At 67.3% G+C, this 25,599-nt stretch carries 18 protein-coding genes and 2 pseudogenes; 13 read left to right on the forward strand and 7 right to left on the reverse strand.

Annotated features, from left to right (window positions below; all coding sequences use genetic code 11):
- Positions 1–292 precede the first annotated feature (292 nt).
- Complete coding sequence (locus BGK67_RS33635) at positions 293–4,429, reverse strand: LamG domain-containing protein (protein WP_141754145.1); 4,137 nt, start codon at positions 4,427–4,429, stop codon at positions 293–295.
- A gap of 568 nt (positions 4,430–4,997) precedes the next feature.
- Here BGK67_RS33635 and BGK67_RS33640 point away from each other — a divergent pair.
- Positions 4,998–11,294, forward strand: coding sequence for an RHS repeat domain-containing protein (locus BGK67_RS33640; protein ID WP_141754146.1), 6,297 nt, complete (start codon positions 4,998–5,000; stop codon positions 11,292–11,294).
- 10 nt (positions 11,295–11,304) lie between these two features.
- Positions 11,305–11,820: a hypothetical protein gene (locus BGK67_RS38440; protein ID WP_141754147.1), complete on the forward strand. Its 516-nt coding sequence runs from the start codon at positions 11,305–11,307 to the stop codon at positions 11,818–11,820.
- A gap of 965 nt (positions 11,821–12,785) precedes the next feature.
- Here the strand turns inward: BGK67_RS38440 and BGK67_RS33645 are convergent.
- Positions 12,786–13,520, reverse strand: coding sequence for a polymorphic toxin-type HINT domain-containing protein (locus BGK67_RS33645; RefSeq protein ID WP_069924353.1), 735 nt, complete (start codon positions 13,518–13,520; stop codon positions 12,786–12,788).
- Between the two features lie 40 nt (positions 13,521–13,560).
- Here BGK67_RS33645 and BGK67_RS38010 point away from each other — a divergent pair.
- Positions 13,561–14,360, forward strand: a protein-coding gene (locus BGK67_RS38010; protein WP_432215541.1) for an IS5 family transposase whose coding sequence is annotated in 2 segments (ribosomal slippage) — positions 13,561–13,909 and positions 13,909–14,360 — 801 coding nt in all. Because the reading frame shifts where the segments join, the coding sequence is not laid out codon by codon here.
- 22 nt (positions 14,361–14,382) lie between these two features.
- On the opposite strand, the gene BGK67_RS33660 is transcribed toward BGK67_RS38010, so the two are convergent.
- Together BGK67_RS33660 and BGK67_RS33665 are read right to left on the reverse strand one after the other, a co-directional pair.
- Positions 14,383–14,826, reverse strand: a complete 444-nt coding sequence (locus tag BGK67_RS33660) for a hypothetical protein (protein WP_069924355.1) — start codon at positions 14,824–14,826, stop codon at positions 14,383–14,385.
- Between the two features lie 404 nt (positions 14,827–15,230).
- The gene (locus BGK67_RS33665; RefSeq protein ID WP_107489043.1) at positions 15,231–16,019 is read right to left on the reverse strand and encodes a DUF4158 domain-containing protein; all 789 of its coding nucleotides are present in this window, start codon (positions 16,017–16,019) and stop codon (positions 15,231–15,233) included.
- A gap of 174 nt (positions 16,020–16,193) precedes the next feature.
- Between BGK67_RS33665 and BGK67_RS36990 the strand changes: the two genes are divergently transcribed.
- The 3 genes from BGK67_RS36990 (at position 16,194) to BGK67_RS38445 (ending at position 18,485) form a co-directional block, all read left to right on the forward strand.
- Positions 16,194–16,358 (forward strand): Ku protein, encoded by a 165-nt coding sequence (locus tag BGK67_RS36990; protein ID WP_079154729.1) that lies wholly within the window; start codon positions 16,194–16,196, stop codon positions 16,356–16,358.
- A gap of 837 nt (positions 16,359–17,195) precedes the next feature.
- Complete coding sequence (locus BGK67_RS33670) at positions 17,196–17,855, forward strand: hypothetical protein (RefSeq protein ID WP_079154730.1); 660 nt, start codon at positions 17,196–17,198, stop codon at positions 17,853–17,855.
- A 39-nt stretch (positions 17,856–17,894) separates the two neighbouring features.
- Positions 17,895–18,485, forward strand: coding sequence for a hypothetical protein (locus BGK67_RS38445; protein WP_141754148.1), 591 nt, complete (start codon positions 17,895–17,897; stop codon positions 18,483–18,485).
- A 411-nt stretch (positions 18,486–18,896) separates the two neighbouring features.
- Here BGK67_RS38445 and BGK67_RS39275 read toward each other — a convergent pair whose 3' ends face one another.
- Entirely contained in the window at positions 18,897–19,370 is a 474-nt protein-coding gene (locus tag BGK67_RS39275) for a hypothetical protein (RefSeq protein WP_167739667.1), read from the reverse strand.
- A 198-nt stretch (positions 19,371–19,568) separates the two neighbouring features.
- Positions 19,569–20,129 (reverse strand): NUDIX hydrolase, encoded by a 561-nt coding sequence (locus BGK67_RS33685; RefSeq protein WP_069924359.1) that lies wholly within the window; start codon positions 20,127–20,129, stop codon positions 19,569–19,571.
- A gap of 497 nt (positions 20,130–20,626) precedes the next feature.
- On the opposite strand from BGK67_RS33685, the gene BGK67_RS33690 reads away from it, so the two are divergent.
- The 7 genes and pseudogenes from BGK67_RS33690 to BGK67_RS33715 all read left to right on the forward strand — a co-directional run bounded on the left by BGK67_RS33690 (position 20,627) and on the right by BGK67_RS33715 (position 25,213).
- The gene (locus BGK67_RS33690) at positions 20,627–20,836 is read left to right on the forward strand and encodes a hypothetical protein (RefSeq protein ID WP_069924360.1); all 210 of its coding nucleotides are present in this window, start codon (positions 20,627–20,629) and stop codon (positions 20,834–20,836) included.
- A 46-nt stretch (positions 20,837–20,882) separates the two neighbouring features.
- Complete coding sequence (locus BGK67_RS33695) at positions 20,883–21,323, forward strand: NUDIX domain-containing protein (RefSeq protein WP_069924361.1); 441 nt, start codon at positions 20,883–20,885, stop codon at positions 21,321–21,323.
- Positions 21,320–22,615 carry an MFS transporter gene (locus BGK67_RS33700; protein WP_069924362.1) on the forward strand — a complete coding sequence of 432 codons (1,296 nt, stop codon included), beginning with the start codon at positions 21,320–21,322 and terminating at the stop codon, positions 22,613–22,615. The genes BGK67_RS33695 and BGK67_RS33700 overlap by 4 nt, the downstream gene beginning before the upstream one ends.
- Positions 22,612–23,190: a class I SAM-dependent methyltransferase gene (locus tag BGK67_RS33705; RefSeq protein ID WP_069924363.1), complete on the forward strand. Its 579-nt coding sequence runs from the start codon at positions 22,612–22,614 to the stop codon at positions 23,188–23,190. The genes BGK67_RS33700 and BGK67_RS33705 overlap by 4 nt, the downstream gene beginning before the upstream one ends.
- 31 nt (positions 23,191–23,221) lie before the next feature.
- Positions 23,222–23,983 carry a class I SAM-dependent methyltransferase gene (locus BGK67_RS41060; protein ID WP_347878463.1) on the forward strand — a complete coding sequence of 254 codons (762 nt, stop codon included), beginning with the start codon at positions 23,222–23,224 and terminating at the stop codon, positions 23,981–23,983.
- Positions 23,984–24,006: 23 nt separating this feature from the next.
- Positions 24,007–24,309 carry an NUDIX domain-containing protein gene (locus tag BGK67_RS41065; protein WP_347878464.1) on the forward strand — a complete coding sequence of 101 codons (303 nt, stop codon included), beginning with the start codon at positions 24,007–24,009 and terminating at the stop codon, positions 24,307–24,309.
- Positions 24,310–24,428: 119 nt separating this feature from the next.
- Positions 24,429–25,213, forward strand: a pseudogene (locus tag BGK67_RS33715) (PIG-L deacetylase family protein).
- Between the two features lie 189 nt (positions 25,214–25,402).
- Here BGK67_RS33715 and BGK67_RS37000 read toward each other — a convergent pair.
- Positions 25,403–25,590, reverse strand: a pseudogene (locus BGK67_RS37000) (leucine zipper domain-containing protein); the annotation flags it as partial.
- Positions 25,591–25,599 lie beyond the last annotated feature (9 nt).

The following is a 25,599-nucleotide window of genomic DNA, read 5'->3' on the forward strand; positions in this document are numbered from 1 at the left end:
AAAGAGTTGGAGGAGGCGGGTGTCGGGGGCTGTGAGGCCGATGGCCTTCCCCAACCCGCACGCCGCTCACCGAGTGCGCACCTCCCCCGTCGGATGTCTGATTCCCATCTGATCTGATCACGTCACCCTAGTTGCCGTCGCTCGGGGACGCACCCCTCCGCTGCGAGGACGGTGGCGGCAAACCCCCCATCTGAATCACACGCGCGACGCGCGACACACATCACCGAACGGACGGCGCCGACCCCGCCCCGTCGGATCGCGGAGCGAGGCCGGCTCGGTGCGGCGACGATGGTCAGCCGGCTGTCCCCAGGGGAGAGGCCAGACCGGCGGCGTGCCAGCGTTGCGCGTTGGAGTTGTTGCAGTCGGACAGCTCGAGCTGCGTGCCGTTGTCGACGCGGGTGAACGGCAGGTCGAGGCAGCGGCGGGACTGCGGGTTGTAGAAGCCGCCGGTAGCGGTGGGGAGCCACTGCTGGCCGCCTGCGCCGCTACAGGTGGCGAGCTGGACGAGGGTGCGGTTCGCGATGCCGCCGCCCGCGGTGGTCACGCACTTGCCGACGACGCGCAGCTCACCGTTCTCGCGGATCTCGAACAGCTGGGGGGCGCCCGGGTCGGTGTTGCAGTCCCAGATCTGGATGCGGTTACCCTCCTCCGCACTCCCGTGGTTGTCGTCCACGCATTTGGTGCTGCTGACCGCTGAGACGAGGGTGGTGCTGGTGGCCGAGGGGACGGTGGAGTGGTGGTAGACGGCCACGTTGCTGATCCGGCCGTTGAAGAAGGACGTCGGCTGACTGCCGTCTTTGAAGCGGCCCATGACCAGAGGGCCGGTGGCGCTCCAGACGTTGGCCTGGGCGTGGTGGGCCGTACCGGCCAGGGTGCCGTTGACGTACAGGGCCATCAGGCCGGTCCGGTCGTCGTAGGTGGCGGTGAGCTGGGTCCATTCGTTGATGCGGACCTTGGCGGCGTCGTTCATGACGGTGGTCTGGTCGTAGTCCCAGCCATCGTCGTCCCGCTTGGACATCCCGAACCGCCAGGTGCCGTCCGCGTCGTGCCAGAGGGCGAAGCCGCTGGTGTGCTGTCCGTCCTGGCTGAGAACGACGGCCCTCTCCTTGGACTTGGCCCAGGCTGAGACGGTGAAACTGCGGGTGGTGTCGACACCAGGGCCGGCGGTGGTGGCCGTGCCGGACGTGCCGTTGAACTCGACGACCGTGGTGGCCGTGCCGGCGACAGTGTCGGCGGCCCAGGTGGCGCCGGTGGCGCTGAGGGTGGCGTTGCCGCGGCCGCGCAGGTCGGCGGCAAGCCTTCCCTCGCCCTCGTTCAGCTTCCAGTGCGAGGTGGAAATGCGGGCGTCGCCCATCGTGTGGCCACTGCGGAAGCCGGAGACCTTGCCGCCGGTGGTGGTGCCGTCCCAGGTGCGCAGTCGGTGCCTGCTGTCCAGTGCCCACAGGTCGGGGACGCCGTCTGCGCTGGTGTCTCCGGAGGAGCCGATGACGGGATGGGTGGTTGTCTTCAGACCCGATCCGATCTTGGTGCGCTTGGTGTGGTCGCCGAGGGCCGCGGGGTTTCCGGGGACGTTGGCGTACTGGTAGACGTCCCCGGTGGTGTTGTCGCGGGCCCACAGGTCGGCCAGGCCGTCTCCCGTGGTGTCGCCGGGTGCGATGAGGCTGAGATCGTCCCAGCCGGAGGGGCTGATCACGAGTACGAGCGGATCGGCCAGCCAGCCGGTGGCCGCAGTGCCTTGGAAGAGCAGCAGCCGACTGCCGTTGCTGTCGCGTTCCACGGTGAGCAGGTCGTTGAAGGGACCCACTCCGGCTTCGGGCTTCGCATCACCCATGGCGAGGATCTGCTGGACACCCGCCCAGCTCAAGGCGTACTCGCTGCCGCAGGGCGCACCGGTCGTCGCCACCGTGCACTTGGCGGCAGGTGGGCGTCTGACGGTCACTGCCTTGGCCGCGGTGAAGTAGAACCCGCCGTTGGCTTCGAGGCCGCCTTGTGTGAGCGAGTTGCGGTAGAGCTTGAGCTGTCCGTCTCGATAGGTCCACAGGTCGTCGATGCGGATGCCGTTGCCGCCTCGGTGGGTGGTCAGGGTGCCCTCGCCCCAGCCCTTGCCCCCGGGGCTGTTGGCCACGTCGGAAGCGATGACTCCGCCGGAGGCCGGATCGACGGCGGTCGGGTACACGACGAGGTCACCGCTGTCCGTGGGGGCGATGAAGTCGACGCGTTCGTCGCCGGTGATGTCGCCGAGGGTCGTCTTGGCGTTCGGGGTGTCCGGCACGTAGAAAACGTACGTGTGCTGCTGTGAGCGGTTGCCGGCCCGGTCCACGGACTGGACGCGCAGGATGTTGGTACCCCAGGTCGTGGGGGTGAGCGCGATGGCGGCGCTTCCGTCAGCGGCGGGGTGGACTCGGTTGGCGCCGCCCACCGGGATGTTCCCGTTGAAGGCCCACTCGTAGTACTGGACACCGCTGAGGGCGTCGTCGGACTTCACCGTGAAGGTCCCCGGCTGGCCGACGTGCTTCGTGGAGCCGGGCGAGGTCCCGGTGGGCGGGTACTCGGCGGAAGTGACCACGGGAGTGGACGGCGGCTGGGTGTCCATGGTGAACGGGCACCCGGAGACCCAGTTGGAGGTCATGTCGCCGTCACCGCCCTGGACGCGCCAGGTGTAGGTGTGGCCGTCCAGGAGATTGGTGGGATGCGCGGAAACCCAATGCGTTCCGTGCGCCGCCCCGATCCACCCGCTGTCGTAGGCGAGAGCTGAGCTCGCGGCGTCGTAGATCAGGAAGTGGGCGTCGTTCAGGTCGCCCTCCGGGTCGCCCACCCACGCGCCGACGCTCAGGCCGCCGTATCCGGTGGCCCCCACCCAGCCGCAGCTCTTGTCGTGGGGAGGGTTCCTCGGCGCCGGGAACGTGCCTAGCTCCCACGGGTCGTAAGGGCGCCGGTTGTACTCGATGTAGAGGAAGGGCAGGTTGTTGCGGTCGCGGGTGAAGCGCTTGAACGAGGTGTTGCCGCTGCTCTTGGCCTCGTTCGAGGCGAAGAGGCCGTAGGTGATACTGCCGCGCCATTCGTTGGCGGCGAGGTGGTCGCGTACGTCCCACTCCCCGCGCGTGGTCGCGTCCGGGCAGCCGGGGCCGCCCGCGCTGTTCAGCGAGGTCGTGCGCAGGACCTCCCAGTCGCGGGGCTGGGTGCTCCACGAAATGTCGGGGAGCAGCGGCTCGGTGGAGTGCAGGTCCACGTTGTACGTGTGGCTGCAGGTGGCGTCGGCGGCGTACGACTGGATCGCGGAGAAGGCCGCCTTCTTGATGCTCTTGTCGTGCAGGTCGCTGGTGTCGAGCTGGACGTAGTAGCGCTCCAGGCCCGTCCTGGTCCGCCAGCGCTGGTAGCCGACACCCGGGTCGTAGGTGTCGTCGTAGTCGTCGTAGCTGACTGTGGTGGAGTACGCCTCCTGGACCCATGCCCAGTGCTGGGTGCCGCGGTTGGTGGGCTGCCAGGCGGGGTCGATGTAGACGGGATAGGCGGTGGTCGGGTCGGCCAGGAAGGACTGGTCCGGGGTCAGAGCGACGGAGTCCTTGCCCAGATCGGCCTGGAGCCGGGCGACCTTGGCGAAGTCGCCCGGGCCGGCGCTGTCCGAGGCCGCCTTGGTCCCGTCCTCGTCCGTCTCGGTCTGCGCGAGCGTGGCGGCCCGGGAGAAGGCGGTATGTGGCGCTTTCGCGAGCGGAGTTCCGACGGGAGCGGTGGAGTCCCACATCGTCGGGGTCGGCGCCCGGAAGACGGTACGGCCCGAGGCGTCGCTGGCCTTCAGGTTGCCGTGGCCGTCGGCGGAGACGGTCACACCTTGCCCTATGAGGCCGGTGGTCAGTTTGGCGAGCCTCGGGTGCTTGGCTGCCGCGGGGGATTTGACGACCAGGACCTGGGAGACGCCGCCGCCCTGGTCGGCCGTGAGTTTGAGGTCGGTGCCCGGGACCACTTCGTGGTAGACCGCGCTGTCACCCTCCAGCGTGGGCGTGGGAAGCGGCTCCGGCCAGCTCAAGACGAGCTGCTTGCCGTCCTGGTCCAGGACGGCGAGTGGCGCGGTGCCGCCACCGGACAGGGTCAAGCCGCTGACCGTCGCCTTCGGACGGAGCGTGCCGTCGGCGGCCTTGACGAGGGTGGCGTCCAGGTCGGCCCACTTGCCGTCGCGCTTCGTACGCAACGGGGCGACACTGCGCGTCAGGCCCAAGGTGCCGTCCGGGTTGGCCACCAGGGTGTCGGTCTCGGTCGTCGCCGCCGGAACGGGCACCGCCTTCCCGGTGCGCTGCGCCTGCGCCAGCGCGTCCTGCTCGGCCCGCTCTCGTTCGGTGGTCGGGCGCTCGGGCGGTGTCTGCGTACTCGGTTCACTCGACGTACCTGCCTTGACCACCGCCGATGCGGCCGAGGCGCCCGGTGCCGGGCCCACGGATGCGACGGACAGGGCCAGTGCGACAAGCCCTGCGACGGCGACCGGACGGCCGGCCGGCCGCCGTTTTCCCAGTATGCCCCCCACGGCAAACTCCCCAGTGTGATTAGTCCTGTCAACTGGGCGCGAACGCTAACAGCCCTTCACTGCATCCCACTGCGGTCGCGAATGCGGAATTGACTATTCCTTGGAGCTTATTCGCATAATCGTGATCAATTGACTGGCGAGATTCAGCCACACCGTGCGCGAACGGCCTATTTTCAGGCAATTTTTCGAATCCGGAGCTCCAGCGGGGCATGTCTTGTCCGGCTTGCTCGGTATTTTGCAGATTACCAACAGGCTAGGCTCCCAGCCCAATTGATCCACTCGGCGACCGTGGGGGAATGCCGTGTCGGTACCACCTGGACTTCACGCCTTGAGAAGAGCCATCACTCTGCGGCGCCGCTTTGCACTGGTAATCACCTTGACCCTTTCTCTTCTCTTGGGTACTGCTCCGGCGCAGGCAGTGGGTTGGAAGCCCAAAGATCCACGGCGGTGGTCACCCGGCGCGTTGCAAAAGGCCGAGGCGGTGCGTGGTAAGGACGCTCCGAAGTCGACGGCGCCGCCGGCCCCCTTGGGCGACGGCACCGTCGCCTGGCGTCCGAGGGACGTGTACTGGCCGCCCGCCGCCCAGGCAGAGGTGGACCTGGGCGCGTCCCAGCCCAATGCTCCGCGCGGATCGCTCTTCACCGCGCCCGCGCCCTCCGGCGCCCCCGCTGCTCCCGCACCGGACCCGAGCCGGGTCGGTGCCGCTCCCGTCTGGGTGCGTGCGGCCTCCGGCAAGGACGCGCCGCGCACCGGCGAAGCCGCTGTCCGACTCGTGGACCGGGCAGCTGCCGAGAAGGCCGGCGTCCAAGGCCTGCTGGTCGCCGTCCGCCCGAGCTCGGGCTCCCAGCAGGGCGCCGCCGTCAGGGTTTCCATGGACGTCTCCCACATCGCCGGAGCCTTCGGTGGCGACTGGCTCTCCCGAGCCCGCCTGGTCGCCCTCCCCGAGTGCGCCCTGACCACCCCCGAGCGCGCGGAGTGCCGTACGCAGACCCCCGTACAGACAACCAGGGACGGCGACCGGGCCGGACTGCTCAGTGCGGAGGTATCGCTCACGGGCGACTCCGCCGCAGGGGACATGCGTGCGAGTGCGACTTCTGGCGGGGCCACTGTGCTGGCGGCCTCCGCGGCACCCGCCGGCAGCGCTGGCGACTACAGGGCTACCGCTCTGGCACCCTCCGGCACGTGGAGCCACGGTGGCGGCACGGGCGGCTTCGCCTGGTCGTACCCGATCAACGTGCCCGAAGCTCTGGGCGGCAGCAAGCCCAACGTCTCCCTCTCCTACAGCTCCCAGTCGGTCGACGGCCGCACCGCCGCCACCAACAACCAGGCCTCATGGATCGGTGAGGGCTGGGAGTACTCGCCCGGCTTCGTCGAGCGTCGATTCAAGCCGTGCGCCAAGGACGGCCAGGCCGACTCGGGTGAGCAGTGCCTCGCCGGTGAGAACGCCACGATCTCCCTCAACGGCCGGTCGTCGACCCTCGTGCGCGACGACGTGTCCGGCACCTGGCGGCTCGAAAACGACGACGCTTCGAAAGTCGAACGCCTGACGGGTGCCGCCAACGGGGACAACAACGGCGAGTACTGGAAGATCACCACTCCTGACGGGACCCAGTACTACTTCGGCGCTGGCCGCAAACCCGGAAGCGCCACCGCACCCGCCACCAAGTCCGCCTGGACTACTCCTGTCTACGGCAACAACGCGGGCGAGGAGTGCAACAAGCCGACCTTCGCCGCGTCCTCGTGCCTGCAGGCCTGGCGCTGGAACCTCGACTTCGTCGTCGACCCGCGCGGCGGGGTGATCACCCACTGGTACGACACGGAGACGAACCACTACAAGCGTGGCGCGTCGCCCGCCACCCCCGAAGGCACCCTCAGCCCGTACATCCGGGGCGGGACCCTCTCAAAGATCACCTACGGCTCCAAGCTGGCGGACGCTGACACGGTCAAGCCGACCGCCCAGGTGCTCTTCGGCACCTTTGAGCGCTGCCTCCCGGAGAAGGGCGTCTTCGACTGCGCCTCGGCGAAGCTGACCAAGGCAAACGCCACCAAGTGGCCCGATGTCCCCTTCGACCAGAACTGTGCGGCCACGGGCGTCTGCGAGAACTACTCCGCCACATTCTGGACCACCAAGCGCCTCACCGAGATCACCACTCAGGTCCTGAACGGCACGGGCGGCTACGACAGCGTCGACTCCTACGAGCTGGCGCACGAGTTCCCCAACCCTGAGGACAAGACAGCCCCCGCTCTGTGGCTCGCCTCCATTCGGCACACTGGCCATGCCGGCACGACCACACTCGCCACCGAGCCGGTCACCTTCACAGGCAAACTCCTGAACAACCGCGTCGACTCCAGCGTTGACAACAAGCCCGCGATGAACCGCCGTCGCCTCGTCGGCATCACCTCCGAAACAGGCCAGGTAACGGACATCGGGTACGCGGATCCGGACTGCTCGCCGGGTGTCGGTCTGCCCTCGGCCCAGGACTCCAACAGCAAGCGCTGCTACCCGGTCTACTGGAACCCGGACTACAAGAGCCCGCTCGACCCGAGCCTGGACTGGTTCCACAAGTACGTCGTCACCCTCGTCTCCAAGCGGGACCCCTTCGGCGGTTCCCGTCCGCAGGGAGTCCGCTACGAGTACGTCGGGCCTGCCGCTTGGCACCGCGACGACGAGGAGCTGACCGAGGACAAGCGCCGGACCTGGAACCAGTTCCGCGGCTACGAACAGGTCATCACCCGGTCCGGCGCCGCCCCCGATGCGGTCTCCAAGTCCGCGACCTTCTACTTGCGCGGCATGGACGGCGATGTCAAGGCCGACGGCAGCAAGCGCACCGCCACTTTCACCGGTCTCGCCGGGAACACGGTGAAGGACTCCAACCCCCTGGCGGGCACCGTCCGCGAGAGCCAGACCTTCACCTCCGACGGCGGCGAACTCGTCTCCGTGTCGCAGACCGAACCGTGGCTCTCCACAGCCACCGCCACGCACAGCCGCGGCGCCAAGCTGCCCGCGCTCACGGCGCAGAGGCAGCGCGAGGGGTCATCCCAGGTCAAGGCGCTCCGCGCTGACAAAACCTGGCAGTCCACCTCGAAGACGACCACGTATGACGGCACCTACGGAATGCCACTGGCCGTCCTCGATCGTGCGGACGGCCTCCCCGACACCTGCACCGTCACCTCCTACGCCCGGAACACCGCCGCCTGGATGGTCGACCGCGTCTCCGAAACCGTCGAGCTACAGAGCAGCGACTGCACCGGCACCACGACCGGGACGGAAGCGAACACCCTCGGGCGCAACCGCACGTACTACGACGACCAGCCCCACGGAACGCTGACCGGCCCCGGCCAGGTCACCAGTACGGAGGAACTGGACCGCTTCGAGGCAGGCCAGCCAAAGTACTCGCTTCACTCCAAAGCGAGCTACGACGCCTACGGCCGTGTGGTCAGCGCCACCGACGCCGCCGGCGCGAAGACCACGACGGCGTACGAGCCGGTGGCGCCTGCCCGCGCCACCACCGTCAAGTTCACCAATGCCAAGAACTGGACGACCACGTCCACCGTCGACGCCCTGCGCGGGAATCAGATCAAGACGGTGGACCAGAACAACCGCACCACCGAAGTGGCCTACGACGCGCTCGGCCGCATCACATCGGTCTGGCTGCCCGGCCGTGCCCGCAGCGAGGGCGCGAACACGGTGTACAGCTACGACCTCACCAACACCGGCACGAGTTCCGTCACGACGCGGACACTCCGGTCGGACGAGTCGTACGCCACCTCCGTCACCATCAGCGACGCCTTCGGCCAGGAGATCCAGCGGCAGTCGATCCCGCAGGACGGTTCCGCACATACCCGCCTGATCACCGACACCTGGTATGACAGCCTCGGTCGGGCCGTCAAGTCGAACAACGCGTACATCGACAGGACTTCGGACCCGGTGAAGACGCGGTTCATCGCCGACGAGAACACGGTCCCCTCGCAGAGCACCACTCTCTACGACGGTCTCGGCCGCAAGGTGGCCGCCGTGTTCTCGTCCAAAGCGATCGAGCAGTGGCGCACGACGACCGTGTACGTGGGGGTGGACCGCACCGACACGATCCCGCCCGTCGGCGAGGCGCCCACCAGCGTCATCACGGACGCCCGCGGCCGTACGGTCGAGCGGCGCCAGTACAAGGGCCCCAAGCCCGAAGGCACCTACGACGCCACCCGCTACACCTACAACGCCACTGGCAAGCTGACGCGGCTCACCGACGCCGCCTCCAACGCCTGGACCTACGAGTACGACCTGCACGGGCGCCAGAACCGGGCCGTGGACCCGGACAAGGGGACGACGACGACCACGTTCGACGCCGCCGACCGCCCGGTCGCGGCCACGGACGGCCGCGGTGTCACCACCGTCACCACCTACGACGTCCTCGGCCGGCCCACCTCACGCAACCTCGGCACAGCCGACGGCACCAAGTTGGCCACGTACGAGTACGACACCCTGCTACTGGGGCAGGCCACCGCCTCCACCAGCTGGGTAGGCGGCAAGCCCTGGCGCCAGGAGACCACCGGCTACGACATCGGATACCGGCCCACGGGAAGCAAGCTGACCGTTCCGGCAGGAGAGGGCGCGCTCAGCACCACCTACTCCACCTCGGTCGCCTACGACCCCATCACCGGCTTGGTCGACTTCATGGACGTGCCCGCAGCAGGCGGCCTGCCCGAGGAAACGCTGTATACCGGACGGAACATCAACGGACTGCCCCTCTCGGTGGGCAGCGCCACCGCCGACTACGTCAACTTCACCGACTACGACGAGTTCGGAACGGTACAGCGCACCACCCTCGGCGGCGTTCCACGGCAGGTCAGCTTCACCAACGTCCACGACCCGGCAACGGGCCGCCTCCTGCGCACCCAGCTGAACAAGCAGGACTCGACGTCCCCCGTAGACGTCACCGACTACACCCACACACCCGGCGGCGACGTCACCTCCGTCTCGACCGCCCAGGGCACGGCGCGCGACACCCAGTGCTTCGCCTACGACCACCTGCGCCGCCTGACCCAGGCCTGGACCGACACGGGCACCACCACGACCAAGCCCGGCCCGTCGGCCCCCGGCATCGGCGGCTGTGCCAACACCGAGCCGCAGCCCGGCAAGATCGGCGGCCCGGCCCCCTACCGCCAGTCCTTCACCTACGACGTGACCGGCAACCGCACTTCCTCGATCGACCACGACCCGTCGGGCGACGCGGCCAAGACCACCACGACCACGAACACCTTCCCGGCCCCCGGCGCCGCACGCCCCCACGCCCCGACCTCCACCGTCCGGCAGACCGGCACCAGCCCGTCGGTCAGCAGCGCCCTCACCTACGACGCGACCGGCAACACGCTGACCCGGCCCGACGCCGCCGGCGCCACGCAGACCCTCACCTGGACACCCGAGGGCAAGCTCGCCTCGGCGGCCTCCGCCGCGGGCACCTCCACCTACGTCTACGACGCGGGCGGCAACCGCCTGCTGCGCAAGGACCCCGGCAAGACCACCCTCTACCTCGGTTCGACGGAACTCACGCTCGACACTGCCACCAACAAGGTCACGGGCACCCGCTATTACCCGACCCCCGGCGGCCCGACCATCGTGCGCTCGTCCGACGGCAAGCTCTCCTACGTCGCAGGCGACCACCACAACACCGGCACCACGGCGATCGACGCCGCCACCCTGCAGGTCCAACGCCGCGCCACGAAGCCCTTCGGAGAAGACCGGGGCACCACGCCGACGGCCTGGCCCGGCGAGCGCGGCTTCGTCGACGGAACCAAGGACAAGGCCACCGGCTTCACCCACCTCGGCGCCCGCGAGTACGATCCCCGCACCGGCACCTTCCTCAGCGTCGACCCCGTCCTGGTCCTCGACTCCCCCCAGGGGCTCAACGCCTACAGCTACGCCAAGAACAGCCCCGTCACCACCTCGGACCCCACCGGCCTCTGCCCTGAGATCGACTGCCCGACCCGGCCCAGCCCCGGCGAGGAGAACACCACGCCCGGACGCGAACCGGCACCGCCCAAGCCCACGCAGACGGCCCAGGCAGCGGCCGACGCGAGAAACGGTCTTCGCGGGCGCGTGACCCCTCCCACCTCGGGATGCCTCCTGGGCGGGTACATCTGCGGCCCGTCCCTCTCCCGCCCCATGCCCGTGATCGTGCCGCCTTGGCTGGTGCCCCCGCCCGCACCTGTCAGTCCACCGCCGCTCGACTGCAAGGCGAACGACGTCAGAATCGCCTGCATGGTGGAGGTGCCGACCGGAAGGATCCTCACCAATCCGTACAACGCAGGAAATGCCGTGAACGGCGCCAACGAGCTTGCGGCCGGCTATGCGGCTCTGGCTTCGAGCTGTTCGATGCGCGCTGAGCAATATGTATGCTTCGGGCACTCACCGGCCGGCGACCAACCGATTACAGTGGGAGACGTACACTTCTATCCGGGCAATAGAAAGCTATTCGCAGACCGACTTAAAACGGAATCCCTGACGCGTGACCGGATAGCGGAAATCGCGGGAGAGGAAACCGCAGAGAAATTCGGTCCCGACTTGGAGCGCCACGAAGCAGTTCATTCGAGGCAATGGGCCGCGACCTCGAATGCCAAGGATTTTGCAGTGGGATATTTGGCAGAAGCAGGAACCTCCGCATACAAGGTCGGGACCCCGTCGCACGCCAACCGATTCGAACTCGACGCAAATCTATGGTGGGGCGGTTATCTAAACTGGTATCCCACACAGGTGCACATGCCAGGCGCGACACCAAGCCTCTGAAAGGACAAGAATGAGCGCCATGTCTCCACGGCAGCGTTTGGGGATAGCAGTTGCACTGTCAGTTCTCGTTCCGACCGCCAGTGCATGCACGCCGACCCCGAAGGCATTGCTGGCCATTGAACGCACGGAGACAGGGGCGACCCGTGCTCTGATTGCTCCTTGCCCAGATTACGATGCCCTTAATTTCACGGTTTTCCGTGAGGACGGCGAATCCGTAGAGCTCGAGCGGTGGGCAGTAAGCAACGAGACCTGGCGAGGATCACCGCCCAGCATCGAATTGTTGGTGACACCCCAGGGGTGGAAGTCCCAGGAGGCCACGCTCGCCAACCTGGAAGGGGATGGCAAGTACACGGTGACCATCGACGGGGCAGTGCGCGGCCGTGGCCTGGACGGAGAAGTCTCATTCACTCCGAACCAGCTCGGGACCCTGACGGCGGGCGAGGTCCTCATCAAGGATGGAAGCGGAACGCGAGCCGTCAGTCGCTCTGAATTCCTCAAGAAGGATTCCGACCGATGTACCCCATGATGAAGACCCATCGAAACAAGAACGCGGCCAAAGTTCCCCCCGTTGCCTTTTCACGGCTCCAAATGGGGGCCTGCGACCTTCGGGTCCGGCGTGACCTCGCTTGTTATTGATCATCCGGGGGTCGTCCGGCCTGAGGCATCGCGGGCCGCTGATGGGGGCTGGAGCACCGGCTGCACCAAGGCGCAAAGAGCTCTGCGTACCGTCGACGTGCAGCTTGATGCCGAGGCTGGGGGCTGTCACGCAAACGATCCCCGTAATGGCCATGTTCAGCATCATGTGGTGAACGCCCTCGCCGTGTAGGCAGCAGGCGCGCGCAGGATATTTAAGGTCTTATACGGGCTAAGGCGTGCTCGACCGGGCTGGTTTGCGGCATCACCAGCCCCCTCCAGCACGACGCCATGGACCTCTAGGACCCTGCCGAGACCACCGACTAGCTTCACCTCGACGACACACAGCTCTCTTACGCGCCTCCGGTCCGCTAACATTGCCGTCAACTACTGCCGTCAAACCTGCGAGGGCCCCATCGGATCAAATCCGATGGGGCCCTCGCATATTCCGCTGCTCTCAATCAGCCCGGCACTACTTCCCAAACGCCGAGTACCTCAGCGAAATCGGGAGTACGAACCATCAGATTCGGCGATCCCGGCCTGATGGACAGAATCCCATCAACGATGCGGCGCGCTTCAATCGAGCCGAGCCCACCAGAGACTGGCCAAACATGCGCACCTTGCCCGAGCCCCCCGAACTCTTCGCAGAGGGTAGCGCTATCCGAATCAGGGATTGCCCAGAGAGCGAAAAGCCTGTCGTCCAGAACGGAGGTTTCAAGTCGCTCTGCGAACAGCTTGAAATACCAAGCGACATCTCCACCCCGACGCCTCAGGATCCCTTCGATTGGCCCATCGCGCCAATCGAAGATGACCAAGACCTCGGGCCGGCCAAGCCTCTCTATCAAACTCTCGCTCAACTTACCTCCGCCCAAAAACGGTATTGAATGCTCTTTGAACTGCCGAATCTACCGGTTTCGGAATTATCAAGATGTGATGCATTGGGAGATTCCGGGTTGGAGTGAAGATCAGGGAGAACCCTGCTTCCTCTATTTGCCCCCTGGTCGCTACCGACGCACCCTCAACCGGGCCATCCACCGCTCGCACTGAAAGTCCGTGCCCAAAGGACTTGGGGTTCTCTTCGGCCTTTTGTGCTTGAGTCGAAAGTCGCCCCGTGCTTTCCTTGCTGGTTCCAAGTCGCGCAAAACCCTGATCTGCGCTACATGTGCAGGGCTGGCCAAAGTCAGGGCCACCCGGACCGCAATTATGAACCAGGACCGGCGTAGCGCCCGCCAGCACATAGTACGTGTGGAAGTCATCGACGGTGAGGTTGTGTGTGGTGACCGCGTACGGGTAGTCGCGGGTGGTCTGGACCGTAAGGGTGGTGCCGTCGGGCTGGCGGAGCTGTTCGCCGGGGGTGAGGTCGCCGGCGTCGACCCACTGGCGACGGGTCTCGCTCCAATAGGGGTGGTGAGAGGTGGAGGTGATCGCGACGGGCGGGCCGCGGGGGCTCGCGTCGTCGGTGAGGGTGAGGTCGGTGAATTCCTTGTCGTCGGGGGTGGTGATGGTGGCGGTGACCTGCTTCGGGCTGGTTTCACCGGTCTGCGGGTCCGTGGCCATCACGGTGTCGCCGACCTCGATGTCCTGAGACGTCATCTCATTTGGCGGATTGGGTAGGCTGGCGGCCGTGGTGGGGATTGTTGAGCGGCTGGTGCCTGATGAGTTGTGGGTCCTGTTCCAGCGCGTGGTGCCGGAGGCGCCGTCGCGGCCTCAGGGCGGTGGCCGGCGCCGGCACGGTGACCGGGAAGTGCTCGCCGCGATCGTGTTCGTGGCCACGTCAGGCTGTACATGGCAGCAATTGCCGACGGCGTCGTTCGGGCCGTCGGGGGCAACAGCCCACAGACGCTTCACTGAGTGGACGAAGGCACGGGTGTGGGCCAAGCTGCACCGATTGGTGCTCGATGAGCTCGGCGCCCGTGGCGAGCTGGACTGGTCCCGGTGCGCGATCGACTCGGTGAACATGCGGGCCCTGAAAAGGGGGACCTGACGGGTCCGAATCCTGTCGACAGGGGCAAGTTCGGATCCAAGATCCATTTGATCACCGAGCGGACCGGTCTGCCCCTGTCCGTCGGAATCTCGGGGGCGAACCTGCACGACAGCCAGGCCCTCGAGCCCCTCGTCCGCGGCATACCGCCCATCCGGTCGCGCCGCGGGCGCCGACGACGCAAGCCCGGCAAGCTTCATGCCGACAAAGGCTACGACTATGCCCACCTGCGGAAATGGTTACGCGGACGCGGCATCACACACCGCATCGCCCGCAAGGGCATCGAGTCTTCACAGCGGCTGGGGCGCCATCGCTGGACCATCGAACGCACCATGGCCTGGCTCGCCGGCTGCCGCCGACTCCACCGCCGCTACGAACGCAAAGCCGAACACTTCATGGCCTTCACCAGCATCGCCTGCACCCTCATCTGCTACCGCAGGCTCGCCAAATGAGATGACGTCTAAGCCGACGCCGTCAGTAGCGCACCTCGTGGGCCTCGTACCCCCTGAGTCCCGCTGTGATGAGGGCGGGCACGAGTGTGTCCAGGTACCAGGCAAGGTCGGTGAACTCCGGTGCCGAGGGAATGGGCCGACGGTCGATGCTGGGAATGAAAGATACATCCGTGCGACCGGTGTGGAACATGAGCATGCCGCCGGTCTTCGCCTCCGCGTGGTAGACGTTGAGGGCGACGGTGTACGGCAGGTTCGCCTTCGCATCCAGCACCATCAGCACCTCGTCGATGTGTCCGGGTGTGCTGTCGTACCACTCGTAAGAGTCGTCCTCGTCGTTGACCATGTACGAGACATGACCGACCGGTTCCACAGCAGACCAACCCCTCGCGGTCAGGACGTCCAGAAGGGCGCGCACCGTGGTCGGTCGCGTGAAGGAGAAGTCGATGTCGGCGTCTCTGGATCCCACAGTTCCTCCATGCGGCTTGAGTGATCGCGGTCGCATACTCGCCCACGGGAGGGGAAATCGCTGAACCGTTTCCCCAGCCCGCTGCTTCACAGATCTGTAGATCGGCTACTTGCGTCGATGGGTGAGCGAGTCCCGATCCTGCGCCACGACCGAAAGCCACGGCCTGGGAGTGCTCTTCACTCCCGGTGGCAGCCCCGTTCCTACCGGGCTCCAGATGTACGTGAACGCCACCGGGCGGGGACAGTGCGAAGCGAAGTCACCTTCGCCGCCGCGTCAACGTCTTGTGGGCTCTGATCCGAGACCGCCGCCTCTACGAGATCACACCGCCCCCTGTCACGGCGTCGCCCTGATCGTCGGCCACGCGGGGCAAGCCGGGAGGGTCGTGACATCCTGCGGCAGTGCTTTTAAGCGTTCCCGCTTGTGCAGCAGGGCGCCAGCAAGGTCACCCGCAGCGGGACCGGGTGCGTCCTCAGACGGGAAGGCGACTCCACCGCGGCCCGCGCCCGCCATCCGGCCACGACCTTCGGGGCGACGTCGATGAACAGATCCCGTGGCAGGCCGATCGCCCGCACCGCCAGGAGCTTGTCGATCTCGGTGAGCATCGTCTCCAGGCTCACGTTGCCCGGCGCTTCCTTGACCTTCGCCAGCACCGGCGGCGCGTCCTCGCCCTCCGTGCCGCCACCTGCGGGGCCGGCGTCGTCCTGGTCGGCGTCGACCACCAGAGCCACGATCCGCTCCACGCTCTCCACGGGAAGCCGGGAGGAGATCAGGACGGTCAGCGACTCCTCGGCCGCCCGCAGAGCGGCTCCTACGATGCGGTCGCACCGGCCCGACGTGGGCGGCTCGATGCTCTCCGCGCGGCAGCGGGCCAGCAGTTCCACCCGGACCTGCTCGGACCTACGCTCCTTGTGCGCGACGTGCTCGGCCAGATACGCCGTCAGCTTCTCCGCGTCAGCGACGCTGCACTCACGGACGCCGAGGTGCTCCCAGATCTGCGCACGGTGGTACTCGACCGTGCGGCCCGTCCAGTCGCAGAAACCCAGCTCCGAGGCGGGCACCTGCACCTGCCGGGCGACAAACTCCACCGCAACCGGCCGTACTGCGTATAAAACTTCAGCAAGACGGCGAAGCCCAGTCGCGTCGCACCACGCTTGCCGGACACGAGCGCCTGCTCGCCCTTCAACAGCGTCCAGTGCTCGACGAGTTCATCCAGGTCCAACGGAGTACGGGCCACGACCGCCGATCGTCCCCGCAGAGCTTCACCCACCGCAGCCGAACAGCCCCGGACTCACCCACACGAGTGACGCCCTTGCAAGATCACCGCCGTTTGCGGCTGGTGACAGCATTCTTACCGGCACCCCTACTACCTGGGCCCGCGCGGCAAGGGGTTCGAAAAGACCTACAGCCTCCTCGAGCAGGCCTTGGCCAAGACCGGCAAGGTCGGCATCGCCACCTTCGTCATGCGCCAGCACGAGTACTTGGTCGCGCTCAAAGCCGAAGACGCCCTGCTCATCCTCCACACGCTGCACTAGGCAGATGGTCCGGAACCCGAAGGACGAGATCGACAGCCTCCCGGGGAAGTCGAAGGGGACGGCCAAGGTGCAGAGGGCCGAGAGCTCATCAAGGCCATGGCGATGACCTGGGATCCGGGTCAGTTCCACTACACGTTCCAGAGAAGGCCGCCGCTTTGATCAAGGCCAAGCAGAAGGGCGACACGGTGGAGAAGGTCGATCCGGCCGCCACGCCCACCGGCGCCGTCGACCTTATGAGGATCCGCTTCGCGGCGTCCTGGGGGTCCCGCGCGATCTTGGATGCGACCCCGGTTCGTCCGAACCTGGTCGTGGAGATCAGCGCCGACCGGTCCATCGATGGCGGTGGGGTGTTCCGGCACCACACAGGTTCAAGCGGCTGCGCCTGGACGTGGAGCTCGAGGACGTCCCGGCATTCGGCCAAGGACCCACCGCCGCAGCTGGCTGAACCCACCCGGGGTACATCTACTGAACGAACCTGCCTCCGCGCGTCCTCGGCCTGCACTATCCGGGGCTGGGGTCAGCAATCGGCTCCGCGTCGATAGATACCTGCTCGTTTCGGTCACTTTCGCGCGTGAGGAAAGTTGAGGCTCTTCACGAGTCGTCGGCTGCTGTGAATGCGGTCGCGCCGCGTCTTGTGTGGCCGATATAGGGCAGACATGGCGTGAAGTCGGCATTCCCTTTGAGGTGAATCTGAGATTCCTGTGTGCGGCACAGTTCCGAGTATCCGATTGCTCGATACACGGAAACCTGAAATGAATTCCCTAGTCATCGAGCACCTCCCGTCATGGGTGACGATCCCGGCGGGCGGGTTCAAAGTTGAGGAAATCCAGGAGTGTCATGCAGCTTACCAATTTCCGGCCGCAGCGGCGTGAAATCGCCAAGGTTATGTCCGCAGCAGGTGTGGCGGTCGCGCTGACCGCGAGCATGGGTGCCAGCGTGTCCCACGCGGCCGAGGGTTCTACGTTAGGCGTCCCCACCGGTTCGATTTCCGCGGACGGCAAGTTCTTCGCCCCTGGCCCTAACACCGTGGTCAAGCGGACGGAAGCGCCGGCCGGAAACAGCCCGCTGTCGGCCGAGAGCGCGTCTCCGGTGGCCCCTGCGCCGGCGGGAACTGCGGCCTACTACAACATCAAGAACGCCCACTGGATCGCCCAGTCATGTGGAACCAACATGATCCAGCAGACGAGTGGACAGGGTAAGACCACGCTCGTCCTGTCGGTCGAGAAGAGCGTTGCGGCCACCGTTACGAAGGAGGTAAACGTCGACCTGAAGTACGTCTCGGCGGGTATGGGCTGGAGCGTCACCAGCACCTACGGCGTCAAGAACGAGTCGCGCTTTGAGGTACCCGATGGCAAGTGGGGCACCGTTCAGGCCTTCCCTCTCTTTGACGTGTACGAGGGTGAGGCCTGGGCAGGCGTTGGCGGCGACCTGCCCACGGGCAAGAGGGTCTGGGCCTACAAGCCCGTAGGGGTCTGCTTCAATCAGTGGGCCCAGTAACGATACGCTGAGAATACGACATGAACGAGGTGCGGCCCCATGGCTAAAAACAAACAACCACTGGTCATCGGGGCCGCTCTCATCTTCTTACTCGTAGGGTGTGAAAGCGGTGGCGGACCGGATATGGGAACATCCTCGGACGGTACCCAGCCCGCTGCGCTGAACGAGCTCGACTCGATCTCTGTGGCTGGTGATCCGCTGGCGGATATAGCGGGTCCCGTTAAGATCATTTCTGAGCTTCAATACGGGCAAAGTCGCCTCATCGCCTACGTAAACGGTGACTCCTGTGGAATTCTCGCTACTTCCAAAGGTGACGTCAATGTGAATCGAATTCATTTGGTGTCGAAGTGGCCTGCCCGCGGCGAGGGAACCAATAACTACCCCGCGGGCCCTTACAACAGCGCCTCCGGCGCCGGAGATCCGCAAAGCTGGGCATCCCTCCTGTGCAGCAAGAACGCCATGGTATTCGAATACGCCTCCGGTGAAGGTGGAGCACCAGAACAGGCTCGTGGGCCGGTCACCGCCACACAGGTCGCCGACAGGCCGGCGACCACGCGAATCGTAGTGGGGGACGCCGAGGTGCGAAAGCAGATCGAGAATCATGTGAAAGGGTCGGCCTCCGCCCAGTAGCGGGCAATGAGCCCTCCCATGCACCTTGAGGGCGTCGAGGCGCAAAGCCACATGAACGAACGCTGCCGCCATCCTGACCTAACGAGTTCGTGCATAGTTGGTGCGGCGGTGGGGCTTGATCCCTGATCATGTTCGCGTGGTGGGGAACGGGTCTCGTGCAGCAATCATCAGCGATCGAAGATCACAGGACTTTCGGCCGATGTGATCGCCGAACTCGTTGCCGAGGTAGGTCCGTCATGGCACGAACTACACCAGGCGAGACTGGAGTCCAGGTCACGGCAACGGGCCGTTGGCGCTGGTGCAAAGCACCCGCTGGTCTTCATCGACCGGCTTCTGGCCACGCTCGTTCACCTTCGCCACGGTGCCACTCACGACGTGCTGGCCTGCTGTTTGGCGTTGACCGCTCCACGATCACCCGGGCGAGCGGCGAGGTGTGGTCCCTGCTGGCAACCGTGGCTGCACCATCGCGCCCGGCATCCGGCTCCGCACCCGCGCCGAGGTCATCGGCCACCTCGGCGCCAGCGGACAGACCGGGATCATCAACCGCACCGAGATCCGGGTCCGCAGACCTGCCGTCGGCCGCACGGACCGGGGAAAGTTCATCTCCGGCCCGATATGGAGGGCGGTGTGCCGGGATCCCTCCTTGCAGGCCCCGTCACCGATCCAGTCCGTCGCCATGCCCACGAGCCGCCAGCCGCAGCAGTCCCAGGTAAAGGAGAACTTGCTCACCTCGTTCAAGGACGTGTCGCAGACGACACCGTGCACTTCGAATTCGGTGAGCTGGAGTTCGAGCTCTGGCTCAGGCCCGCGCCCGACGGAGGGTCCCTGGCCCGCCGCGGTGACCGAGGCAATGCCCGCGCCTATGGGTACGGCACGGACGACCATGCCGGAACCGTCGCGAGCGCCGTCATGGGAGACCTGAAGACCGGCGATCTGCCCGGCACGTCATCCGTCAACGCGAACAACCTATAGGCACTCAACGGCGCCGGCCCCCACCAAACGCACTTGTCCCCGCGTCTGCCACGACGGCATGTTTTCTGCCCACCAGCGGGCCGCCACGAGAGCTTCCGGTGGCGGAAGGCGTTACCTGACTGCGGTCGGTGTGGTGACCGTCCGCGCGATCCGGGGCCCGACGAGGCGCTCCGCCAGATCCAGCGGGTACCAGGCGGCCCCGGTCACCTCGGACTCCTGGATACGCCCGACCTCGGCGTCGGCCGTCGCGAAGACATAGCCGAAATCCAGGTGGTAGTGGTCCGGCTCGACCTTCGCGGGCCTGGCCGGCACCTGACCGAACTCGACATAGGCGGGGTGCGCCGAGACGGGGACGACCTGTCCGGGGTCGAGGCCGGTCTCCTCGGACAGCTGCCGCAACGCCGCGCCGACCAGCGTCTTATCGGTCGGCTCAAGATGGCCACCTGGCTGCAAAGTGACCCCGTACGCGAGGTGCTCGATCAGGAGGACCTCGGCGCCGTCCCGGACCAGCAGCGCGCCGGCGGTGACGTGCATCGGGAAGGTCCGCCGCGAGGCGAACCCCCGGCCTTCGGCCAACCGCCGCAGCGGCTCGGCCAGCTGTCGGGCATCCTGCGGGTAGCGCTCAAGGTAGGCGGTGAGCACTCCCGCGATGTCGGAATCATTGATCCCCACAGGTCCTCGCCCTCCACACGGCCCAAGGAAGGGTTCCGTCGAGACCGGCCGCTCGAAGGCGGCCACCAAGCATGTGCACAGTCGACTCCACAGGGGTCGTGGCGTGACGGAAGCCCCGCACTCTACAAGTCCGCCTGGCCCCATACGCACCAACGCGCCCGCTGGCGTACGGCGCTGGGAACCTCGGCGATTCGGCCAACCACCCTTGGTGGCAGTCCCGTTGCAGGAACTGGATCGGTGCAGTGCCCACAGTCCCTCGAACCCTTTATCCCGGGACTTCAGGACCGACCGAAAAACGTGTGTTCGATATCCCGGCTGCGTCGTTGAGCCTCGCGGACCAACCGTGACCGACCGCAGGAGGATCGACTTGACCTCGGGCAGCACAGCCACAGGCGAGCACCGACGAAGCGGAGCGGACTCCACCGGGCACCGGGGGCGCAGCGCAGGAGGAGGAGTTCCAATACCGGGACGAGTCCCGACTCCAAGCCGGCGCACAGATGACGACGACCACGATGGCGCGGCGCCTGCCCGTGCTGGTGCCCCGGTCGCCGCGGATGGCGTGGCGGGTGGACCGGGGCGCGACAGCCGGGCTGCTCGCGTGCCAGATCAGCACGGGCGTACTGGCCGCGCTGGGCCTGTTCGCCGTCACCCGGACGGCGACGGCGAGGTCACTGCGCGAGGCCGGCGGACCCTGGACCGGCTCATGAGGGAGGACCGGCCCTGAGCGCCGTACACCGGAGTATCGGCAACGTCATGGTCCTGCTCCAGCGTCCCTCCGACGACCGGATCCTGACCGTCCGGCACCAGGCGACGTCGTGGCACTCCCCCGGGATGCTCACGGTCGTCGGAGGGCGCCTTGAAGACGGCGAGTTCCTCGACGAGGGAGCAGCGCGCGAGCTCGCCGAGGAAGTCGGCATCCACATCACCCCGGACCGCCTGCGGTTCTGCCAGCTGCTCCACTTCCACGCACCGGACGGTGAGCGGGTGATCGGCGCCGCCTTCACGGTGCGGGAGTGGCAGGGCACCCCGTACAACCGCGAGCCGGGCACGCATACCGAGTTGGTGTGGGTCGACCCGGCCGCTCCGCCGCCCGACTGCCACCCCTTCACCCATGCGGTGCTGACCCACTTCGCCACCGGCCGGTTCTACGCCAACGTGATCGCCGCGGAACTGCTGGACGGTGAGGCGGGGTGACGACCTCCAGCCAGACGGCCAAGGCCGCGAAGGTCACTTCCCCGGATCTGCGCCGCTTGGTCGCCAGCGAGTGCGCGAGCTTGTCCGGATCTGCGGTCAGCACCGTCGCCCTTCCCACCCTGGCCGTACTCGAGCTCCACGCCTCCACCACCCAGATCGCCGCGCTCGCCTTCCTCGGCCAGCTGCCAAACGCCGTCGTGGCTCTCCCGGCCGGCGCGCTCTCGGACCGGTACGCCAAGCGCCCTCAGATGATCGCCGCGGACCTCACCGCCGCCGCAGGTCTCGCGACCATCCCGGCCGCCGCCATCGCGGGGGTGCTCGGCATCGGCCAGCTGTACGCGGTTGCCGTGGTCCTGGGGATCACAAAGATCGTGCACGACGCGGCCGCCATCAGCTACCTACCTGTCCTCGTCGAACCTCATCTGCTGCAGCGCGCGAACTCGAGGCTCGGCGCGGCCTCGTCGGTGGCCGACAGCGCGGGGAGCAACGCGGGTGCCGCGCTGGTCGGCGCCATCGGCGCTGCCCACTCGCTCCTCGCCGACATCCTCTCCTATGTCGTCTCCGCGCTGCTTGTGTGGCGCATCCGCACTCCCGAGCCGGTCGCCCCGCCGACCGAGGGCCGCCGGAGCCTCGCGCGGGACATCGGGGAGGGTCTGCGCTACGTGATCGGGCAGCCCACGATCCGCACGGTGATCGCGGCCCTGTCCACGCTCAGCTTCGGCCTGGGAGTCATGAACACGTACTGGGCGTACTACCTCCTCGCCGACCTGCACGTATCCCCGACGGCGTTGGGTGTGATCATGGGCGTCGGCGGCGTGGGCAGCCTGGCTGGGGCGCTCCTCGCTCCGCGCATCGCGTACCGGATCGGAATCGGACCGACGATCATCTTCGGGTTCGCGGTCAGCCCGCTGGCCCAGATCCCCCTCCTGCTCGCCGGACCCGGACTGCGCTGGCAGATGGCGCTCGCCGGGACGCTGGCCGTTCAGCTGTTCTGGGCCACAGCCTCAGGGACGAGCCAGAGGTCCCTGAGGCAGATCCTGTGCGAGCCCCGCTTCCGGGGCCGCATGCAGGCCGCGAGCACCACGGTGACCGCCGGAGCCCGGCCCCTCGCCGCCGCAGCCGCCGGCGCCCTGGGCCTCTTCCTCGGAGTCCGCGGCACCCTCACCGTCGGAGCGGTCCTACAGATCGTCCCCGTGATCCTTCTGCTCGTCTCCCCTGTCCGCGCCCTGCGGGACATGCCCGTCCCGCCCACGCGCACCACCGTGCCGCCCGCCCGTGAAGGAGCATCATGACGACGACTTCGACCGCCGCGTACTGGGAACCGCTCTGGGCAGAGGGCCGTCGGTACCGGCAGCTCGACGGCCCCGAGAACCGGCTGATCGACGAATTCGTCGGCCCCGGCCGCGGACGCCCGGCCCTCGACATCGGCTGCGGCGACGGCACCTTGGCCCGCCACCTTCACCACGAGCTCGGATACCGCACCACCGGCATCGACATCTCTCCCAGCGCCGTCGCACTCGCCGCCGCCCACGACGAAGACCCCGGATCCGGTCCCGCATGGCGGTGCGTCGACATCGCCACCAGCGACCTCACAAGCCTGCCGGAGCCCGCGTACGCGCTAATCACGTGCCGTTTGGTCTACCGGTGGATGGACGACAAGGCGGCCTTCGTCAACCGCGTCCGCCACCTCCTTGTCCCCGGCGGGACGTTCTGGGTGGTCACCGAGATCGCCGGACGCCGCGAGGACACCGACCCCCTCCACAGCCTCGGGATCAGCCCCGCCGAGACCGAAACCCTCACTTCCGGCTGGTCCACCGTCCAGACCGCCGACCTCGACGTTCTCCGCTGCTACGCCCTGCACCCCTGACCCCACTCCCCTCTTTCCGATGGAGGACTTGGTGACCACCGAGCAGGACACCGTCGAAATCTGGAATACCTACGGCACCCACCAGATCACCAGAGGACTTCAGCTGCCCGAGCTGGACCGGTGGGACTGGGGAATCCCGGAGACCGGCCCCGGCATCAAGGTGCTCGGCGAGGTGGCGGGACTACATGTCCTCGACCTCGGCAGCGGACTCGGCCGGCACGCCGCGAACCTGGCCGCCCTGGGCGCCAAGGTCACCGCCGTCGACGCCTCACCCGCCCAGCACCAGCGCGCTCTCACCCGCTACCCCAACCATCCCGGTCTGCACCTGGTGTGCGCCGACGCGGTGGCCCACCTGAGCGCTGCCGACCCGTACGACTTGATCTACTCCGTCGGTTCCGTGCCGTACCTGGACCCCAACCGGCTGCTGCCCGCTCTGGCCGACGGAATCAAACCGGGCGGGCGCTTGGTCTTCTCCGCGTTGCACACCAACTCGGACGGTGCCGGGCCCTCGAAGGAGGTGACCCCGCGCCCTGAGATCCTGCGACTGCCCGGCACAACCAAGGATCACCCCGTGAACATGTGGGTCCTCAGCGTGCAGCTGTGGGAAGACCTCTTGGTCCAGCACGGCCTCACCCTGGAATCGGTCACGGCGATCAACTCCCCGACGGTGGACAACGCGGTGTCCTACCGGCTCTACACGGCCCGCCGTCCGGAACGCGTGCCGAGTCGCCCCGCACCGACGCACCTCCGTCGCCGAACACCGCGCTCGGGGTCGGGGTCGGGGTCGGGGTGATCGTGTTTGGCACGGACGGCGTCTTGCTCGGCCGACACCGGCGTAGTACCTGGGAGCTCGCCGGCGGGACTGTCGAGCCGGGCGGGACCTTCGCCGAGGCCGCCGTCCTCGAGCTCAGCGAGGAGACCGGCCTCGTGGCCGCGCCCGACGAAGTGGAGGTGCTGGGCACGCTTCTGGACCGGGTGAGCGACGTCGTACGGCTGACGGTGCCTGTCCTGATCGCCCGGTGGTCCGGCATTCCCCAGCAACGAGAGGAAGCCATCGGATCCTGGCGGTTCTGGCACCTTGACGCGTTGCCGCAGCCGCTGTTCGTGCCCAGTGCCTGACCGTCTGGAACCCCAGCCTCGCGCTCGATCGCCCGCCCGCCCACTTCCAGCCGTACGCCTTCCCCGGCCGGTAGCCCGGCACCGGCCGCCTAGCGCGTTCGAGAGAAAGAGTCGTACCCGTGCCTTCGTCTTCTTCTGCGCCTTGGCCGTCCCTGCTGGCCATCGTCGGTCATCCGGATGACGAGTCCCTCTTGGTCGGCGGCGTTCTCGCGCAGCACGCCGCCGTGTGGGCCGCGACCGCCGTGGTCACCGCCACCTGGGCGCCCGACAGCCACCGAGCCGGTGAACTCGCCGACGCTCTAACATCCTCGGGGCGGGCAAGCCGCGAATGCTGGGATTCGCCGATGCCCGCATCCCTGACTCCGCGCCCGGCCGGCCCCGGCTCTGCGACGCCCCGCTGGAGGGGGTGGCGGGGCTGATCGTCGAACACATCCGCGCCGTACGGCCGCAGGTCGTCGTCACCCACGACACCTATGGCCAGCTGACCGGCCACCCGGATCACCTGCGCACCCACCAGGCGACCCTGCTAGCGTTCCACGCAGCGGGCCTGGAGCACCTCTACCCGCAGGCCGGGGCTCCCTGGCAGCCCGATGCGTTGTACGCCGCGACGCACCCGGATTTAGGGGTGGGCGAACTGGGCGTGCTGTTGACACGGGTCGGCAAGAAGGTGCTCAGCGTGCCGGATGAGCACGTCAGCGCGACGGTCGACGTGAGCGACTGCCTGGATCGTAAGTGGGCCGCGATCTTGGCGCACCGCAGCGAAGCAGCGCGGGAGCGTTCCCTTCCCGGGATTCTCTCCCGGCTTCCCGAAGCGGAGCGGGAGTCGATCGTCACGACGGAGTCCTTCACCCTCCTTGGCAGGAGGCCGGTATCGGGCGGGGCGGTCCTCCAGCAGTCAGGGTGAGCTGCTGGAGGGGCTTGGTCATGGCCCGGTTGAATTGATGATCGGGTCCGGTGACGTAGAAAGAGCAGGGCAAGAACCGAGCTGTTCCCCGTCCTAGATCGGCCCGAGGCCCGTACCGGCCTGGACTGCCCCCGCGTACCGGGCCTCGCCATCCTTCCGCTGCTTCGCCTCCTCGTGCGCCTGCCGCTGGGGGCGGCTGGTCCGGTCACTCATTCCGGCGACACCCAGCGTGCGGTAGCGGCCGGCCCAGCGGGCGGCGGTGGTGTGGCTCACCTGGAAGCGTTCCGCGGCCCGCCGCACGGGCCAGCCGTCGTCCACGACACAGCGGCCAGGCGCAGTCGGCCGGTCTCCGTCAGCAGGGCATTACGGTGAACCACGAGGGCCTC

The sequence above is a fragment of the Streptomyces subrutilus genome (assembly GCF_001746425.1).
GTDB classification, from domain to species: Bacteria; Actinomycetota; Actinomycetes; order Streptomycetales; family Streptomycetaceae; genus Streptomyces; species Streptomyces subrutilus_A.